Annotated in this window: 17 protein-coding genes; 7 read left to right on the forward strand and 10 right to left on the reverse strand. The window is 34.4% G+C overall.

Annotated elements, in window-relative coordinates; translation table 11 throughout:
* Window positions 1–16 precede the first annotated feature (16 nt).
* The gene (locus tag LB452_RS10230) at window positions 17–1,285 is read left to right on the forward strand and encodes a tetratricopeptide repeat protein (protein ID WP_224461647.1); all 1,269 of its coding nucleotides are present in this window, start codon (window positions 17–19) and stop codon (window positions 1,283–1,285) included.
* Between the two features lie 77 nt (window positions 1,286–1,362).
* Here the strand turns inward: LB452_RS10230 and hpf are convergent, their stop codons facing one another.
* Complete coding sequence (gene hpf / locus LB452_RS10235; RefSeq protein ID WP_224454384.1) at window positions 1,363–1,665, reverse strand: ribosome hibernation-promoting factor, HPF/YfiA family; 303 nt, start codon at window positions 1,663–1,665, stop codon at window positions 1,363–1,365.
* A gap of 235 nt (window positions 1,666–1,900) precedes the next feature.
* On the opposite strand from hpf, the gene LB452_RS10240 reads away from it, so the two are divergent.
* Entirely contained in the window at window positions 1,901–4,819 is a 2,919-nt protein-coding gene (locus LB452_RS10240) for an FAD-binding and (Fe-S)-binding domain-containing protein (RefSeq protein ID WP_322966315.1), read from the forward strand.
* A 200-nt stretch (window positions 4,820–5,019) separates the two neighbouring features.
* On the opposite strand, the gene LB452_RS10245 is transcribed toward LB452_RS10240, so the two are convergent.
* Window positions 5,020–5,604, reverse strand: a complete 585-nt coding sequence (locus LB452_RS10245) for a hypothetical protein (protein ID WP_224461649.1) — start codon at window positions 5,602–5,604, stop codon at window positions 5,020–5,022.
* A gap of 29 nt (window positions 5,605–5,633) precedes the next feature.
* Window positions 5,634–6,467, reverse strand: coding sequence for a UDP-2,3-diacylglucosamine diphosphatase (locus tag LB452_RS10250; protein WP_224461723.1), 834 nt, complete (start codon window positions 6,465–6,467; stop codon window positions 5,634–5,636).
* 204 nt (window positions 6,468–6,671) lie between these two features.
* On the opposite strand from LB452_RS10250, the gene aroC reads away from it, so the two are divergent.
* Window positions 6,672–7,730: a chorismate synthase gene (gene aroC / locus LB452_RS10255; protein ID WP_224461650.1), complete on the forward strand. Its 1,059-nt coding sequence runs from the start codon at window positions 6,672–6,674 to the stop codon at window positions 7,728–7,730.
* Between the two features lies 1 nt (window position 7,731).
* On the forward strand, window positions 7,732–9,048 hold the full coding sequence (locus LB452_RS10260; protein WP_224461651.1) for a dicarboxylate/amino acid:cation symporter: 1,317 nt from the start codon (window positions 7,732–7,734) through the stop codon (window positions 9,046–9,048).
* 75 nt (window positions 9,049–9,123) lie between these two features.
* On the opposite strand, the gene LB452_RS10265 is transcribed toward LB452_RS10260, so the two are convergent.
* Window positions 9,124–10,194 carry a M42 family metallopeptidase gene (locus LB452_RS10265; RefSeq protein WP_224461652.1) on the reverse strand — a complete coding sequence of 357 codons (1,071 nt, stop codon included), beginning with the start codon at window positions 10,192–10,194 and terminating at the stop codon, window positions 9,124–9,126.
* Window positions 10,195–10,301: 107 nt separating this feature from the next.
* Here LB452_RS10265 and LB452_RS10270 point away from each other — a divergent pair, with 107 nt between their 5' ends.
* The gene (locus LB452_RS10270; RefSeq protein WP_224461653.1) at window positions 10,302–11,027 is read left to right on the forward strand and encodes a DUF4294 domain-containing protein; all 726 of its coding nucleotides are present in this window, start codon (window positions 10,302–10,304) and stop codon (window positions 11,025–11,027) included.
* Here LB452_RS10270 and LB452_RS10275 read toward each other — a convergent pair.
* The 5 genes from LB452_RS10275 to LB452_RS10295 form a co-directional block, all read right to left on the reverse strand.
* A complete protein-coding gene (locus tag LB452_RS10275) occupies window positions 11,024–12,250 on the reverse strand; it encodes an ammonium transporter (protein WP_224461654.1) in 1,227 nt (408 codons plus the stop codon). The genes LB452_RS10270 and LB452_RS10275 overlap by 4 nt on opposite strands.
* A 5-nt stretch (window positions 12,251–12,255) precedes the next feature.
* Window positions 12,256–12,594, reverse strand: coding sequence for a P-II family nitrogen regulator (locus tag LB452_RS10280; protein WP_224461655.1), 339 nt, complete (start codon window positions 12,592–12,594; stop codon window positions 12,256–12,258).
* A gap of 214 nt (window positions 12,595–12,808) precedes the next feature.
* Window positions 12,809–13,351: an acyl-CoA thioesterase gene (locus LB452_RS10285; protein ID WP_224461656.1), complete on the reverse strand. Its 543-nt coding sequence runs from the start codon at window positions 13,349–13,351 to the stop codon at window positions 12,809–12,811.
* Window positions 13,335–14,678, reverse strand: a complete 1,344-nt coding sequence (gene rmuC / locus LB452_RS10290; protein WP_224461657.1) for a DNA recombination protein RmuC — start codon at window positions 14,676–14,678, stop codon at window positions 13,335–13,337. The genes LB452_RS10285 and rmuC overlap by 17 nt, the downstream gene beginning before the upstream one ends.
* Window positions 14,679–14,744: 66 nt before the next feature.
* The gene (locus tag LB452_RS10295; RefSeq protein ID WP_224461658.1) at window positions 14,745–16,346 is read right to left on the reverse strand and encodes an ABC transporter substrate-binding protein; all 1,602 of its coding nucleotides are present in this window, start codon (window positions 16,344–16,346) and stop codon (window positions 14,745–14,747) included.
* Window positions 16,347–16,448: 102 nt separating this feature from the next.
* Between LB452_RS10295 and mtaB the strand changes: the two genes are divergently transcribed.
* A complete protein-coding gene (gene mtaB, locus LB452_RS10300; RefSeq protein WP_224461659.1) occupies window positions 16,449–17,783 on the forward strand; it encodes a tRNA (N(6)-L-threonylcarbamoyladenosine(37)-C(2))-methylthiotransferase MtaB in 1,335 nt (444 codons plus the stop codon).
* Window positions 17,784–17,948: 165 nt separating this feature from the next.
* Window positions 17,949–18,581: a peroxiredoxin gene (locus tag LB452_RS10305; protein WP_224461660.1), complete on the forward strand. Its 633-nt coding sequence runs from the start codon at window positions 17,949–17,951 to the stop codon at window positions 18,579–18,581.
* A 46-nt stretch (window positions 18,582–18,627) separates the two neighbouring features.
* Here the strand turns inward: LB452_RS10305 and LB452_RS10310 are convergent, their stop codons facing one another.
* Window positions 18,628–19,188 carry a hypothetical protein gene (locus LB452_RS10310; protein WP_224461661.1) on the reverse strand — a complete coding sequence of 187 codons (561 nt, stop codon included), beginning with the start codon at window positions 19,186–19,188 and terminating at the stop codon, window positions 18,628–18,630.
* Between the last annotated feature and the right edge of the window lie 65 nt (window positions 19,189–19,253).

Here is a 19,253-nt window from a genome sequence, read left to right on the forward strand (position 1 = left end):
ATAAATAGGATAAAACATGAAAAAGTCAATTTTAGCAATAGCTTTAATAGGAATAACAAGTTTAGGGTTTTCTCAAAGAAGCGAGATCAGAAGCGCCGAAAGTGCTGTTGAGGACGGAAATTATAGTGAAGCTTTGACAGAACTGAATGCTGCAAAGCCGCAATTGGTTGATGAAAAAGACAAATGGGTAATTCGCTATCATTTAGCAAAGGCAAAAACACATGGTAATATGGCATCTAGCCAGTCTGGTGATGAGATGATGGAAAATCTTAATACTGCTCTGGAATCTGTAGATAAAGTCTTGGAGCTAGAAAAAGATAATGAAGATGCATTAAACTATCAGACCAAATTAAGACAAACTATGGTGCAGACTGCTATAGATGGTCAAAATGAAGGAGATTTTGATACAGCACAAAAACTGTTGTATAAAACGTACCAAATGAATAAAAATGATACTGTAATGCTTTATTATGCAGCTTCAGCTGCAGTAAATGGTAAAATTTATGATAAAGCTTTAAATTATTACAGTGAACTTTTAGATCTTGGTTTTGATGGTGCTACTACTCAATATGTAGCTACAAATAAAGAAACAGGAGAGGTTGAAATTTTTGAATCTAAAAACATGCGAGATATCGCAGTGAAAACAGATGAGTTCGCTGATCCATCGATTCAAAAAACACCAAGACTTACCGGTGAAATTGCAAAAAATGTTTCTTTGATTTACATCCAGCAAGATAAGCCAGATGAAGCTCTAGTAGCGATTCAAAAGGCAAAAGAAGAGAATCCTGATGACATCAGTATTATGCAAGCTGAAGCAGATTTATACTACAGAATTGGAAAAGTTGATAAGTATAACGAAGTGATGAAACAAGTCGTATTAAAGGATCCAGAAAATCCTTCCTTATATTACAACTTAGGTGTGGCGTCTGAACAATTGGGAGACAAAGATTCTGCAAAGGATTATTACAAAAAAGCGATTGAGCTAGATCCAGAAATGGTCAATGCTTACATTAATTTAGCAGCACTCACTTTAAGTGAAGAAAGAAGCATTGTTGAAGAAATGAATAAACTTGGAAATTCTAGAGCAGATAATAAGAAATATCAAGAATTGAATGAAAAGAAAAAGCAATATTATAAAGATGCTTTACCATATCTTGAAAAGGCCAATGAATTAGATCCTGATAATATGGATGCTATGCAAACTCGTTTGAACATTTATTACCAATTAGAAAAAAACGAGGAAGCTAAAAAACTTCAAGAGCAAATCAACTCAATGAAGGAATAGTCAAGTTAGAACATGACAATTACTAAAAAAGCCGAAACATATGTTTCGGCTTTTTTGTTATTAAAAATTCTATCGATTTACCTGGAACTCATCTTCTCTTTCTTCTTTTGAAGCTGTCTAGTGATGTCATCTATTGTATTTGTGATGGCTAATTCAAAACTTTTTTCATTAGATGAAGCAAAAACATTTTGACCTGGAGCACTCAACTTAACTTCGCAGATCATTCCAGTATCTGGACTAGATGTATTTTCAGTCTTGAAGAAAACTTCACCTCTGACTATCCAATCATATCTATTTTCCAGCTTGTTTAATTTTTTACTTATCAATTCTTCAAGTCTTTCGCTCGCTGTAACGTGTACGTAATTAAAATTAATGTCCATAATTAAAAATTTTTGAGTTGTCTATTTTTAGTGTAACTTTTTAAATGTAATCAAACTCAACCCATTGTTAAGCTTAAAATATAAATTTAGCAAATTAAAGTTACTGTATTTATTTTTTTCAAAACTTTAATGATAAGCTCTGATTTTTATCATTTAATTTTAGATTTAATCTTATCGTTTGTTCAGGATTAAAATAAAATAATCTACAGTATTTTTGATACCTTATTCCTTTATGATGAAATTAAAATTCAAGTCTTTAGCTAATTCTATTGAGGGAGATGTACAAACAGATAGTTTATACACTTCTATTTATGCAACAGATGCATCTGTATATAGGGAAATCCCATTAGCGGTAATTTATCCTAAAAGTAACTCAGACCTTAAAAAGATACTCGAATTTTCAAATGAACACAAATTATCTATTACGCCTCGTGCAGCGGGTACTTCGTTAGCAGGGCAATGTGTCACAGATGGTATAATTTTAGACTTAAGCAAATACTTCACTAAGCAATTAAATTTTGATGGATCAAATAAAGTCATTCGCTTAGAACCTGGAATTGTAAGAGATGCTTTGAACAGGGACATAAAATCTAAGCATCTTTTTTTTGGTCCTAATACATCTACTAGTAACCGCTGTAATATAGGAGGTATGTTTGGAAACAATTCCTCCGGAACTACATCTATAAAATATGGAGTTACCCGTGATAAAGTCATTTCTTCAAAAGGTTTTCTGTCTGATGGTAGTTTCATTGAAGTGAAGCCAATCACAAAAAGTGAGTTTGAAGAAAAATTAAAATTGAATACACTGGAAGGTGCTATTTATAAATATTTCAATGATCTTTTTCAAAGAAACGATATTGAAAAACTTATAGAAAAAGGATTTCCAAAGTCATCAATCCATCGAAGAAATACGGGTTATGCAATCGATGAACTCTACAATACATCTTTTTTCAAAAGCGATACGAATCCATATTTTAATTTAAATAGACTTCTATGTGGAAGTGAGGGTACTTTATACATAGCCACAGAATTAGAATTAAGACTTGACGATTCTCCTCCAAATCACTCAGCACTTATTGCAGCTCATTTCTCTAGTATTTCGGACTGTCTCGAATCTGTAGAAATAAGTATGACCCATAATCTATATACTTGTGAAATGATGGATAAAACCATCTTAGATTGTACGAAGGACAGCATGAAGTACATGGATCACAGGTTTTTTATAGAAAAGGATCCTGAAGCCATATTGATGCTTGAACTGAAATCGGATTCTCTAGATGAGCTTACCGATCAAATTAAAGACTTACTAAATGATTTGAAATCTTCTACCAAGGCTTATGCTACACCTGTTTTGAAAAATGGTGAAATTGATTTGGCTGCGGAACTTAGAAAAGCAGGATTGGGACTTCTTGGTAACATAAAAGGAGATGAAAAAGCTGTTGCTTGTATTGAAGATACATCTGTTACCATTCAAGATTTACCTCATTATATTTCTGATTTTACTAAAATCATGAAATCCTACAATCAGAAAGCGGTTTATTATGCTCATGCAGGTGCAGGTGAAATTCATTTAAGACCAATTTTAAATTTGAAAACATCTAAGGGTGTCAATGATTTTAAAAATATTTCTAAAGATGTTGCTAATCTTGTAAAAAGCTATGGAGGAGCCTTAAGTGGAGAACATGGTGATGGAAGAGTGAGGGCTCCTTTTACAAGAAGCGTTGTTGGTGAAGAATGTTATTTAATTCTCTTGGATATTAAACATTTATTTGATCCCAAAAATCTTCTTAATCCTGGAAAAATTGTAAATCCTAAAGCAATTGATACCGATTTACGATATGAGATCGATAGGAAAGAACCAGAGATTTCAACAAAAATGGACTTTTCCAAAAATCTTGGAATTTTAAGAGCTGCAGAACAGTGTAATGGTAGTGGTGATTGTAGAAAATCTCATGAATTTGAAGGAGGCATGTGCCCTAGTTACCAAGCCACCAAAAATGAAAAGGATACAACTAGGGCCAGAGCCAATATGCTTAGAGAGGTACTTACCCAAAATCACCTCGAGAAAAATGCATTTGATAATGAAGATTTAAAAGAGATTTTTGATTTATGCATTAGTTGTAAAGCATGTAAAAATGAATGTCCTAGTAATGTGGATGTGGGAGCTTTTAAGACCGAATTCTTGTATCAATATCAAAAGGCAAACGGAGTTAAATTTAGAACTCAGGTGTTTGCTAAAAATAATTTGATAAATAAATTAATATCTCCAATTGCTCCTTTGTACAATTGGGCAAATTCAAATGCATTTACTTCGACACTAGTCAAAAAAACTGCGGGTGTAGCTAAAGAAAGAAGTTTACCAAAATTGAGCTCACAGTCATTACGGTCAAAAATAATTAAGGGATCTATTTCTTTGAAGCCTAAAACTGAAATCAAAAAATCTGTGTTTTTATTTATAGATGAATTCACTAATTTTTTAGATGTCAATATTGGTGTCGATGCAATTGAGCTTCTTACAAAACTTGGTTATGAAGTTAAAGTAGTCAAGCACGAAGAAAGTGGAAGAGCTTATTTTTCCAAAGGTTTGCTGGATGAAGCTCAAGGTTTTATAGATAAAAACATCAAGATTTTTGACCCAGTTGTTTCTACAGAATCGCCTTTACTAGGAATTGAACCTTCTACAGTTTTAAGCTTTAGAGATGAATACATAAAGCTGGCTTCAGATAAGAAATCTGCGGAAAATCTGTCAAAGCATGTTTTTCTCATAGAAGAATTTCTGGATTCTGAAATTCAAGCAGGAAATCTGACATCAGATCAATTTTCAGAAGAAACTAAAGAAATTAAAATTCATAACCATTGCTATCAAAAAGCTCTTTCCAGCCAGATTCATACATTTAATTTGATGAATCTACCAAGAAACTTCAAGGTCACCTTGATCCCTTCTGGGTGTTGTGGTATGGCTGGTAGTTTTGGCTATGAGGAGGAACATTACGAGGTAAGTCAAGCCATTGGTGAGCTTGTATTGTTCCCAGCTGTGAGAAAATCAAATGCAATGATTTGTGCTAATGGAACAAGTTGCAGGCATCAAATTAAAGATGGAACCGAAAAAGAAGCATTGCATCCTGTTTCGATTCTCAATAAGTATGTTTTATAAATTTGTACTTAAACTATAACTCATAAGATTCTGAGTTGATGTCGTATTTACATCAGAGATTTCAGTATTTAATTGTTCAGGAATATCTTCAAAAATGATTTCAGTATCGGCTTTGCTGTATATCAATCCAATGTCTTTAGCGTAATAATTGGTTATTTTAATAATGTCTTGTTTTTGAAGTATTGAAAAATTTGAAATTACTAAAAAGACACTTGCAGAAAGTGAGATATGATTTCAGAAACAAAAATATCTTCGTAAGTCACATCGTTTATAACTTCAGAAATTAAAAATCCTTTATGGGTTGAGTTTATTTCATATTCAAAATCCACAGGGAATCCATTAATATTTTGTTGGAGTTCTCCAGCATTCGAAAACATGACGTCTCCCTGAGATAAATTGGCGTCGTAAAGAATAATGTCATCAAGTGGAAATTCAAAGTTTTGAAGCTTATTATCAAGTGCTAAGCTTAGATTCCCATCGTAGATTATTTTTTGATTACCGCTTTGTTTATAAACTTCCCCCGAAGCAAGAACACTAGTAAATAATCCAGCATTAGAATCTATGAGTTGAGTAAAATTAAACCTATTCCCATCTTGATTATTAATTGTTAAGGTTTCGGTTCCTTGGGAATTTTCAGTATTTGAATATGACTGGTTACTGTATGTCCACGAGTTTTCAATTTCTAAAGGAAAATAATTGACATCTAAAACCAAAAAAGAGTCATCTTCTTCAGAACAGGATAGTGCCGCTAAAATAAAAACAGCTAGTAGAAGAATTTTTTTCATAACAAAAGATATTATGCAAATAACGGATTTTATCCGCTTTTCATATTCTTGTTTGAAAAAATTGTAAGTGCGCTTATCAAATTGATAGGTTTATTGTGATCATTATTACCTGTTTTAGATTTAAACTTATTGTAATAAAATAATTTCCAACGTTCATTATGATATTCTAAAGCTGTGAGGTTTTCAACCCAGTCTCCAGAGTTTAAATATAGACAAGTGCCATTTTTATTGACCTTTCGTGAGACTTGAGGTTTATGGATATGGCCGCATATGACATAATGATAGCCATTTTCAATTGCTAAATCGGTAGCTGTTTTCTCAAAATCGTCAATGAATTTTACCGCCTTTTTCACTGAGTTTTTAATCTTTTTTGATAGCGAATATTTTTCACGACCAATTTTCAATAGTAAAAAATTAAGAAACCTATTGCTTAAAATTAGTATATCGTAGCCCCATCCACCAAGTTTTGCTATCCATTTGGCATTTTGAACTGAAATATCAAAAACATCACCATGGAAAAACCAAGCTTTTTTGCCATCTAAATTTAGAATTAATTTGTCCAGTAATTTAATGTTCCCTATTTCAAAATCGCTGAGTTTTCTCAACATCTCATCATGATTTCCTGTTATATACACAATTTCAGTTCCAGACATAGAAAATTCAATCAGTTTTTTAATCACTGTCAAATGTGTTTTAGGAAAATAGTTTTTTCTGAATTGCCATATATCAATGATATCTCCATTAAGTATTATTTTTTTTGGTTCAATGGAGTCAAGATAGTTTAAAAGCTCTTGTGAATGACAACCAAAAGTTCCTAAGTGGATATCTGATAGAACAACTAAGTCAATTTTTCTTTTCAAAATGCATGGTTTTTACCAAAGTAACTCAGTTATTGACTTTTTTCTGTAAATCTAAGATTATGAAAGTTTAAGCCATAGGTTATGAATTCAACAGGTTACTTAACTATAATTTTACTTTATTTTTTTAATTGCTATTTTTATTGAGTAATCTAATTTGATAACTTTTTGATTATTGCTTAAAACAATTACATTTGTTCAAAACATCTCATGGCATCAAATAGCTTCGGAAAATTTTTAAAACTCACTACATACGGTGAATCCCATGGCGTTTCCATTGGAGGTATTCTTGATGGAGTTCCACCCGGTATAAGGTTAGATTTAGAGAAGATTCAGATTGAACTGGATAGAAGAAAACCAGGGCAATCCTCAATTGTTACTCAACGGAAAGAATCTGATATTGTTCATTTTAAATCTGGAATTTTTGAAGGTGTCACTACTGGATTACCTATAGGGTTTGAAATTCAAAATACAGATAATAAGTCCAAAGACTATGGTCATATAAAAGATGTGTATAGACCAAATCATGCAGATTTCACTTACGATCAAAAATACGGTCAGCGTGACTATAGAGGAGGAGGAAGGTCTAGTGCCAGAGAAACTGCATCTTGGGTTGTAGCTGGAGCAGTCGCAAAACAATTATTGAATAATGTAAAGTTTACCGCATATACTCATTCCGTTGGATCACTCCAATTATCCGAAGAGGATTCAATAGATTTTGATGTAATAGAAAAAAATCCAGTGAGGTGTCCAAATGAAAATAGAGCTTCAGAAATGGAGGCTTTTATCAAAAAAATTAGAAAAGAAGGGGACACCATAGGTGGGATTGTAAAATGTATTATCTCAAATGTTCCCAAAAACCTTGGAGATCCTATTTTTGAAAAGCTTCATGCTAATCTCGGCAAGGCTATGATGACCATAAATGCCGTAAAAGGATTTGATTACGGGTCCGGATTTGATGGGATTTCCATGAAAGGAAGTGAACATAATGATTTGTTCAACACTGATGGGACGACCAAAACCAATCATAGCGGAGGTATTCAAGGTGGAATTTCTAACGGGATGGATATCAATTTCAGAGTTGCTTTCAAACCTGTTGCAACACTTATGCAAAAACAACAAACTATAAATAAAAATGCTGAGGAAGTTGAAATGCATGGAAAAGGGAGACATGATCCTTGTGTTGTTCCAAGAGCTATCCCTGTAGTTGAAGCTATGGCCGCTCTTGTACTTGCAGATGCTTTCTTATTAAACAAATCAATTAATTAAGATGAAAAAACTAGAACTGCACTGGCAAATTCTCATAGGAATGGGCCTAGGAATTTTATTTGCTTTTATATTATCAAATTTCGAATGGGGCAGTGGCTTCATAACGGATTGGATAAAACCATTTGGTACAATATTCATCAATGCATTAAAACTTATAGCAGTTCCGTTAATTTTAGCTTCTTTAATCAAAGGTGTTTCAGATTTGAAAGATATTTCAAGTTTGTCTCAAATGGGATTAAGAACGATTTTAACTTACCTCACGACAACGATAATTGCCGTTTCTATTGGTTTGTTGATAGTTAATGTTTTTGAACCAGGTAAAAGCATTGAAAGTGATACAAGAGAAGAACTTGTAGAGAGTTATGGGGGTGATGCAGAGATGACACGCCAAAATGCCCAAAAACAAAAGGATTCTGGCCCGCTTCAAGCTTTAGAAGATTTGGTGCCAGATAATATATTTGGCGCAGCTTCCAGCAATTCCAATATGCTTCAAGTGATTTTCTTCGCCATTTTCTTCGGTATTGGGATGATTCTAATTCCAGAGAAAAAGTCGAAACCGATAAAAGAATTTTTTGATTCGCTCAATGAAGTCATTTTAAAAATGATAGACCTCATAATGCTTGCAGCTCCATATGGTGTTTTCGCCCTATTGGCAGCTCTAGTCGTAGAGGCGCCAAGCACAGATTTATTCATTGCATTGGGTTATTATGCACTTTGTGTAGTTGGAGGATTACTACTTATGATTGGAGTTTATGCCATGATCGTAGGTATCTTTACAAAAAAATCACCTCGCTTTTTTCTCAATGGAATATCGCCTGCTCAATTACTGGCATTTTCAACGAGTTCGAGTGCTGCAACTCTACCGGTGACCATGGAGCGCGTTGAAGAGCATCTAGGCGTTCATCCTCAAGTCTCAAGTTTTGTACTACCTATTGGTGCAACTATCAATATGGATGGAACTAGTTTGTATCAAGCAGTAGCAGCTGTATTTATTGCTCAAGCTTTCGGTATGGAGTTAAGTTTTGCAGCGCAACTAGGAATCATTGCAACAGCAACTCTCGCATCTATAGGCTCCGCTGCTGTTCCAGGTGCAGGAATGGTGATGCTGGTTATCGTTTTAGGTCAGGCTGGAATTCCTGAAGCTGGTCTAGCATTGATTTTTGCAGTTGACAGACCACTTGATATGTTGAGAACAAGTGTAAACGTTACCGGCGATGCTGCTGTTTCTATGCTTGTTGCTAAATCTCAAAATAAATTAGGAGATCCTAATGTTAAGAATTGGGATGATAAATACACTAAAGAAGAGTTCGAAAAATAGTCATACGAAAGAAATCACCTCAATAAAAAAAGCAGCCTTAAGGCTGCTTTTTTTATTGAAATTAATTGGTATTAATTAGTCAAAATAACTAAAAGTATCACCGCTCTTTATCTCAAGTAAAGAGTTATAAATTAATTTAATGACGTTTTCTACATCGTCTCTATGAACCATTTCTACTGTAGTATGCATGTATCTTAAAGGTAGAGAAATTAAAGCAGAAGCTACACCACCATTACTATAGGCAAAAGCATCTGTATCAGTTCCAGTCATTCTACTTGCAGCTAGGCGCTGAAATGGAATTTTGTGTTTTTCAGCTGTATCGATAAGCATTTCCCGTAATTTGTTTTGAACTGCAGGGGCATAACTAATCACAGGTCCTGCTCCAATTTTGGTCAAGCCTTCTTTCTTCTTATCGATCATTGGAGTAGTGGTATCATGACAAACATCTGTTACGATGGCTACATTTGGTTTGATTGTATTACTTATCATTTCTGCTCCGCGTAAGCCAATTTCTTCTTGTACAGAATTTGTGATATAAAGTCCAAAAGGCAGATCTACATTATTTTCTTTCAGCATTCTTGCTACCTCTGCTATCATAAAGCCACCCATTCTGTTGTCTAATCCTCTACAGACAAATTTGTCATTATTCAGAATAAAAAATTCATCAGGGTAGGTAATAACACAACCAACGTGGACACCAAGTTTTTCAACTTTTTCTTTTGTCGAACAACCAACGTCAATACATATGTTTTCAATTTTTGGTGTTTCTTCTTTAGATTTATCTCTAGTATGAATTGCCGGCCAACCAAAAACACCTTTAACAATTCCTTTTTTGGTATGTATATTAACACGTTTAGAGGTGGCAATCTGGTGATCACTACCGCCGTTTCTTATCACATAAATAAGTCCCTCATCTGTAATGTAGTTGACATACCAGGAAATTTCATCTGCATGGCCTTCTATTACTACCTTGAAGTCTGCATCTGGATTGATAACTCCAACAGCTGTTCCATACGTATCTGTAATAAATTCATCTACATAAGGCTTAAGATAGTCCATCCATAATTTTTGCCCCTCCCATTCATAGCCAGTTGGAGCTGCATTATTTAAATATTTTTCTAAAAATTTAAGTGAATTATCATTCATATCTATCTGTTTTATAGTGCTAATTTAGTAAAGTATTGAGATAAAGTTGAAAACGAATCCTTAATTTTGGAATGATTATAGTTCGTATAATTACTAAATGTAATGTTGTGAAATTTGCTGTATGTTTTTGTACGCTTATGTGTTTAACATTAAGTGCGCAAGAATTTAGATATAAAGAAATAACTACTGTTCCAAATAGTGAACAGAAAAGATATATTATCATAAGCAAAGACACTACATATGTAAGTGAAGTTGAACTTGATGAAGTTATTATTTACCCTAAACTGAAATTTAAAGACAGAAATGACTTTAGAAGTTATCTTATTCTAAAGCGAAAAACAAAAAAAGTATGGCCTTATGCCAAGTTAGCTTCAGAACGGTTTCAAGCTCTGAATGAACGTCTCGAAAGTATTGAGTCTAAAAGCGACAAGAAAAGGTATACAAAGGTGATTCAAAGATATGTTGAAAATGAATTTACGGATGAGCTTAAAAAACTCACGAAAACTGAAGGTCAGATTTTGGTCAAGTTAATCCACCGACAAACTGGTATTACTACATTCGAACTTGTAAAAGATTTAAGGTCTGGTTGGAATGCTTTCTGGTATAACACTACCGCTAATTTTTTCAATATTTCTCTAAAGGAAGAGTACAATCCCTCAATCAATAAAGAAGATTTTTACATAGAAGACATCCTTCAAAGGGAATTCCAATCTGGTGCACTTGAAAGTCAAGCACCAAAAATTCAAATTAATCACTTGGAATTATTAACGGAATGGCAAAAAGATTCGACAATTACCTATCCTCCTTCAGCCAGTCCTATCCAAAGATATTAGTGTTGGTTTAACCCAAAATCAGCATACGCATCCATACCGTGTTCATGAATATCAAGTCCTTCAACTTCGTGTTTCGCAGAAACTCTTAAACCATATACTTTTTTCAGAGGTATTAATATGATGCAAGCACTCAAACAGCAAAATCCTCCAATAGTCATCACAGATGCAAACTGGATAAAAAGTTGATTTAGACTAGCTATACTTCCAAATATTCCAACTGCAAGAGTTCCCCAAATCCCACAACATAAATGGACAGGTATTGCACCTACGGGATCGTCTACCCTTAATATATCCATAAGCTTTACAGCCAAAACAATGATCAAACCTGCTATGAGTCCTATACAAATAGCTTCAAGAGGAGACATGAGGTCTGCTCCGGCTGTAATTCCAACCAGCCCTCCTAAAACTCCGTTCATAAACATAGTAACGTCAAAATTTCTAAAAACCATAAAACTACTTATACAGGCTCCGAGTCCACCTGCAGCTGCAGCCAAGCTTGTGGTAACCAAAACCAACGATGTACTCGAGGTCTCTGCAGAAAGCACAGATCCTCCGTTGAACCCAAACCAACCAAACCATAGTAGAAATACTCCAGTTGCAGCGAGAGGTATATTATGTCCGGGGATAGCAAAGATTTTTTTTCCTTTAAATTTCCCTATTCGTGGTCCTAAAAAAATGACTGCCATCAATGCTGCCCATCCACCCACAGAGTGTACCAAGGTTGATCCTGCAAAATCGTAAAAGCCAAAATCGCTCAAAAAACCACCGCCCCAAAGCCAGGAACCGCTAATGGGATAAATTATGCCTACGTAAATGATGGAAAAAATCATAAAAGCACCAATCTTGATTCGTTCTGCTACAGCTCCAGAGACAATAGTCGCCGCTGTTGCGGCAAACATTCCTTGAAATAAGAAATCTGTCCAATACGTATAACCGCCTTCTGCATAAGCTTCTGTAAGTCCATTTTCTGGGAGCTCAAGTCCAATTCCACTTAAACCCAACCAACCATTAAAATCCCCTGGATACATTAAATTGAAACCAATCAGGTAATAGAGTATTAAACCAGAACAAATAATAAAGAAATTTTTGAACAGGATATTGATTGTATTTTTTTGACGAGTTAGCCCGATTTCAAGTAAGGAAAATCCAAGATGCATGATAAAGACCAAAGCGATACATAACATCATCCATAAATTATTTGCTGTAAATAATGCCTGGTTCATATAGTTTATTTAATAGATTTCATCCCTCTTTCGTTGGTTCTGATTCTTATACAATCTTCAATGTTTGAGATGAAAATTTTACCATCTCCAACATCCCCAGTTCTTGAATGTTCGATTATAGTGTCAATTGTTTTCTCGACAAAGTCATCAGAAACGACAATAACTAAATATCGCCTTTGGATATCGGTTGTACTGTAGGAGATACCCCTGTATACGTGACCTTGTTGTTCGTTTCCTACGCCGGTAACATCCCAGTAGCTAAAAAAATTCACCTGGATATTATGAAGTGCTTCTTTGACTTTATCAAAACGTGACTTTCTTATAATAGCCTCTATTTTTTTCATACGAACTTTATTTAGGGGTAAATCTACAATAAAGTCTTATAAAAATAAAAACACCCCTATCTAAATGGGGTGTTTTTATTTTAAGATTCATTTTAAAACTAAAATTCAATAAAATCACATATAAATTCTAAATTGAATTTTTCATTCCACTAAAAAAATGATCTGTTATTTCAATAAAATTTAAAGGAATCTAATTGTTTAGAATCTCTATAAATTATTTCATGATCACATTGTGTTGTTTTAAAACGCTTTGATATTCTTTTTTATCAAATTTAAAATTTGAGAAGATTTCATCATGACGTGATCTGTTTTCCATCCGTTTGATGTTTTTGATAAATCGGCGGTAATCATCTTCAGATTCCAATTTCAAACCTGGTACTTCCGCTGATTTGCCATTTTTATCTTTTGCAACCATAGTAAAATAGGATGAATTGCAATGCTTTTTAGTTCCATCATGGATATGTTCAGATTCTACTCTTATCCCAACTACCATGGAAGTCCTTCCTACATAATTTATGGTAGATTTCAATGTTAGGAGCTCACCAACCTCAACAGGATTTAAAAAATCTACACGGTCAACACTAGCTGTGACACAATAGTTTTCTGAATGTTTGGAGGCACAGGCAAAGGCCACCTGGTCCAATAAGGATAAAATGAATCCTCCATGAATTTTACCTCCAAAATTGGAATGGGAGGGGAGCATCAATTGGCTAAGTATGACTGCAGATTCTGAACTATGTTTAAATTTCTTGGTCATTGGTTTGATTTTTATGTGCAATCCATTTTGGATCAATTCTTTTTTTTGTGGTGACTCCCAGATTTTTCAAAACTTCAACGTCTTTTATAAGATTCTGTTGTCCAGTAAGCTTTTTCATGGCTTGATCGTAAGTAGATTTTGTGGATTCTATGCGGTTTCCTAAAGCATCCAATCCCTCGATCAAATTCACAAATTTATCATATAAATCTCCAGCATGTTTTGCAATTTCCAGTGCGTTTTGCTGTTGCTTTTCATTACTCCATACCATATCCACGGTTCTCAAGGTAGAAAGTAAAGTCGTAGGACTTACCATTAATATATTATCCTGAAAAGCAGTATAAAAAAAGTTTGAATTCTCACTTTGAGCCAAAAACAGAGCTGGTTCTACAGGAATAAACATGAGTATGAAATCTGGAGAAGCATTTCCTCCCAATAAATCATATCGCTTTTCTTTTAAGCCCTTCAGGTGAGTTTCCAGAGACTTCACATGAGCTTTCAGATAAGTTTGTTTTTTCTGCTCATCTTCAGTATTGATGTAATGTTCATAGGCTTTTAAACTAACTTTAGAATCGATGACCATCAACTTTTCATTGGGTAAATGCACCACCACATCCGGTAGTTTACTTACCCCATTTTCATCTTTGTAATGCGACTGGATTTCATATTCTCTACCTTTCACCAATCCAGACTTTTGCAAGACTTTTTCCAGAATCATTTCGCCCCAATTCCCCTGTGTTTTATTGTCGCCCTTTAAAGCTTTGGTCAAATTGTTGGCTTCTTCAGAAATTTTCAGATTTTGCTCATTCAGATGTTTCAGCTGTTCACCCAATTGAGAATGGCCTTTAAGAAAATCAGTATTTGTTTTTTCAATTTTGGTCTCAAAGGAATTGAGTTTTTCTTTCAATGGATCCAAAATATGAGAGATATTTTTTCTGTTCTCCAGAGTAAACTTTTCAGACTTTTGTTCCAAAATTCGCTGAGCTAAGTTTTCAAACTCTTCTCCGAATTTTTTCTGCAGGTCTTGCATTTCTATTTTTTGCTCCGACCATTGTCGTTTTAAACCTTCGAGTTCGGTTGCTTTCTGGGTAAATTTATTCTGAATTTGATAGCGTTCATTTAATTCAGATTTCAATTCAGCTTGAAGTTTTTCGTTAGCTTTTGAGTATTCGTCTTTGGCTTTTTCTTCACGCTGAAGGGATTCAGTATAAAGGGATTCAAAATGAGAAGATGTCGTTTGCCATTTTAAAATCGATGAGCGGTCTATCAATTTAGCGATGACAAATCCCAAAATTGAGGCAACTGCACCAACTATTATTAAACTTGACATGTCCATAAAAGAGATTTTTTCAAATATAGAAAAGGAATCCTTAGAAAAGCTAACTTAAGATCGGCTCTACTTAGATTTTTTAACTTCAGAGAGATCCAAAAGATTAAAAGGATTAATACCCAAACCTTCGACAGCTTTGGATCTAAAGCGAACCACCTCATCGTAATATAAAGGGATAACTGGAGCTTCTTCAATCAACAGAGAATCCATTCGTGCATACAACTCATACCTCAACGAATCATTGGTAATACTCAAGGCTTCTTCATAGAGTTGATCGTAAGTTTCATTCTTAAAATGAGTGTAATTGGGACCATTTGGAGAAAAGTTTTCACTGTAAAATAACGACAAATAATTAATGGCATCGGGATAATCTGCAATCCAGCTAGCTCTGAAATTATCCAATTGTCCTGCAGAACGTTTTTGACGAATGGTTGAAGGTGGCATGACATCAATTTCCACACGAACTCCAATTTTTTGAACTTCCTTTTGAATAAATTCTACCAGATCTATATAAGATGGGTTTGTACTAATAGTAAGTTGAGGAGTTTTTACTCCTGTTTCTTCTTTAAATTTCTGAATAAGAGCTCTTGCCTTTTCTGGTTGATAAGTATAGCCTTCTGTTTTTGAACGACCAGAAAGTCCTTCAGGGATAAAACCTCTATATGCTGGAATACCAATGTTATTTCTGAGAAATTTTATCATTTTATCACGATCGAAAGCATAGTTGATAGCTTGCCGAAACGCTCTCGATTTCATTTCTTCAGACTCAGAATCTAAATAAAACCCTAGATATTCTGTATTGAGGTATGGACTTTTCTCCATACTTATGTTGGTCTCAAATTTGGGGTTCAATTCACCAGATATAGTGATTAGTTCGTCTTTGTAAGACGGATCCAAACCACTAAGGAAATCTAATTTTCCTTGCACAAAAGCTAAAAATTCACTTTGCTTATCTGGTAAAAAAGTGATCGCTACGGCTTCCAGGTAAGGTAGTGGGTTGCCAATATCATCTGTTTTGAAATAAAGCTCATTTTTCCTTAAAACCAGTTTTTCTCCTATTTCCCAGCGTTTAAATTTAAATGCACCTGTGCCAATAGGAGAAGTTTGAAAATCTAACTCATTCATTTCCATAGGAATTACAGAGCAGAATTTAGAAGTCAATAACCCCAAAAACGCTGGAAACTTTTGTTTAAGTTCAATTTTAATGACGGAATCATTCTTGGCTTCAATTCTCTCTACATCAGACATCACCCAACTTCCTGGTGAAGCTACCTTTGGATCGGTAAGACGTTTTAAGCTGTATTCTACATCCTGAGCTAAAACCTGTCGGGTTGAATCTTGGCCAAAAATTCTGTGTTTATGAAAATAAACATCGCTTCTCAGTTCAAACGTATAGGTTAATCCATCTTCAGAAATAGACCAGTTTTTAGCAATATCGCCTTTAGTTACAAGGTTTTCATCAAGTTTTACCAACGTATTATAAAGTTGGTGAGTCGGCCAGATGTTTCGTTGATCTTTGGCAAAAGCTGGATCTAGTGAGGTGATATTGGCGTGTTCGTTGTATCTAAAGACTAGGTGATCGCGATCCTTAAAATCATCATCTGAGCATGAAGATAGCAGTATCAAAATCAACAGAAAAAGTAAAGATAGAGTAGAGTAGGACTTCAATTTTCGAAAATAAATTATAGTTGGTATCTTTGCAAACAATTGCGAATATAGAGGTTTCTACTGAATTTGTTTTCGATCACCTGAGTCCTCCAAAACTTAATTATGTCCACACCAAAAGTAGCATTTTATACCTTAGGCTGTAAATTGAATTTTTCAGAAACCTCCACTATAGCTAGGAATTTTCAGGAGAAAGGGTACGAACGTGTAGAGTTTGAAAACGACCCAGATGTGGTGGTCATCAATACCTGCAGCGTGACCGAAAATGCGGATAAGCGTTTTAAAACTATTGTCAAACAAGCTCAAAAAACTAATCCTGACGCCTTTATTATAGGAATAGGTTGTTATGCACAACTTAAACCAGAAGAACTTGCAGATGTAAATGGAGTGGATTTGGTTCTTGGAGCAACCGAAAAGTTTAAGGTAACTGATTATATCACAGATCTCACTAAAAATGATTTTGGCGAGGTACATTCGTGTGAAATTGATGAAGCCGATTTTTATGTGGGATCGTACTCCATAGGAGATCGAACGCGGGCTTTTCTCAAAGTCCAGGATGGTTGTGATTATAAATGTACCTACTGTACGATCCCACTGGCACGTGGAATTTCCAGGTCAGATAAATTGGAAAATGTTCTCAAAAATGCCAAAGAAATCTCAGAGCAGGGCATCAAAGAAATTGTGTTAACTGGTGTTAATATTGGAGATTATGGAAAAGGTGAATTTGGAAATAAGAAACATGAACATACATTCTTAGACCTTGTCAAAGCACTTGATCATGTGGACGGTATCGACAGAGTAAGAATTTCTTCGATAGAACCGAACTTGCTTAAAGACGAAACTATAAATTTTGTAGCAGACAGTAATTGTTTTGTGCCTCATTTTCATATTCCACTCCAAAGTGGAAGCAATGCACTTTTGAAAAAAATGCGGAGACGCTACATGAGAGAACTTTATATAGATCGTGTAGAAAGCATTAAAAGAAAGATGCCAGATGCTTGCATTGGTGTAGACGTTATTGTTGGTTTTCCGGGAGAGACGGATGAATTATTCTTAGAGACATTCAATTTTCTAAATGAGTTGGACATCTCTTATTTGCATGTCTTCACTTTTTCAGAACGAGACAATACTCCAGCTGCTGAAATGGATGATGTGGTGCCTTTAAAAGTAAGAAAAAAACGCAGCAAAATGCTAAGGGGACTTTCTGCAAAAAAAAGACGCGCTTTTTATGAAAGTCAGTTGAATTCAACTCATGAAGTTTTATTTGAAGGAGAAAATAAATCTGGTTATATTCATGGTTTCACCGAAAATTATGTGAAAGTAAAAACATTCTGGAATCCAGAGCTTATAAATACAAAACATCATGTTTTTCTAAATGAAATTGATGATGATGGGCTGGTTAAAATTGATTTTGTAAATGAATGTGAGCTCGCAGAATAAATGAATTCATCAATCCAATCGCATATCTTTAGATCAAGTCCAAATAAAAAGCTAAAGTTGAAATAAATAAGGTAGACCTAAGATTCATTATTTACTTTTATTCACTAATATGATTTTAAATTGTATTTCAAAAAACTGAATATTAACTAATAATAAATTTCAATTATGGCACATTTAAGATTGGGCGATACAGCACCAGATTTTACACAACAAACTTCTGAAGGAGAAATTTCATTTCACGATTGGTTAGGCGATAGTTGGGGTATTATTTATTCTCACCCTGCTGATTTCACACCAGTGTGTACCACTGAATTGGGCAGAACTGCTCAATTAAAAGATGAGTTTGACAAAAGAGGTGTAAAGGTTATTGCCTTAAGTGTTGATCCAGTAAAAGATCATCACGAATGGATCAAGGACATTAACGAAACACAAAATACAAATGTAAACTTTCCAATTATTGCAGACGAGGATAGAAAAGTAGCAGAGTTGTATGACATGATTCATCCTAATGCTTCAGAAAAAGCGACTGTTCGTTCTGTATTTGTAATTGGACCTGATAAAAAAATCAAGTTGACATTAACTTATCCACCTTCTACAGGTAGAAATTTCAATGAATTACTTAGAGTGATCGATAGTCTTCAATTAACAGCTAACCATAAATTAGCAACTCCGGCAGATTGGAAACAAGGCGATGATGCCATCATCTCTCCTTCTGTAAGTCATGAAGAAGCGAAAAAATTATTTCCAGATTATGTAGAAGTTAAGCCTTACTTAAGAACTACTTCCTACAAAAAATAAACTTGGAACACTTCAAAAACTCTCTATCAAAAGATAGGGAGTTTTTTTATTCAATCAAGTTTCCCTCCTTATCTATATGAATGCCCTTGTATAAACGATCGTAGGTGTAGGATTCCCAAAAATAAGTTTCTTCAACTGCATTAAAAATTCTGGAAATTTTCTCCTCAAATCGTTCCAAAATGAAATTGTCATCATTTCCCATGACGACGCGTTCAAAATTATTTTCTTTAGTAAATGCAGTCAATGGAATACCAATAAAATAGCGGTTGCTCGATAGATAGAACGCTCCGTTCTTTAATTCACCTGAAAAGGTTTTTTTAAAAACGAATCCTTCACTTTCGTAGCTGAGTTGTAAAGTCTCATCATCAATAAATTTTAAGTTGACGAAAGTGATGGACAGTGGTATTTTGATATCAAAAAATTCGTCAATTCCTTTAAGAGATGCAGACATGGAAGGACTGTCGTAGGAGTTGATCAGGTAGTAGCCCTCCATAAGACTCAGTTGACCCTCATAGATTTTCACAGATTCCTCAGGAAGTTTTCGGGATCCGCAAGATTGAAGTAAAACCAAAGTGGTAAAAAAAAGGAGGTATTTGATGATTTTCATTGAATGAATAGTTTTGACCAAATTATGATAATATGAAAAGAATTGCGTCAAAATCTTCCTTATTT

Source organism: Psychroflexus longus, from assembly GCF_020164595.1.
GTDB lineage: Bacteria > Bacteroidota > Bacteroidia > Flavobacteriales > Flavobacteriaceae > Psychroflexus > Psychroflexus longus.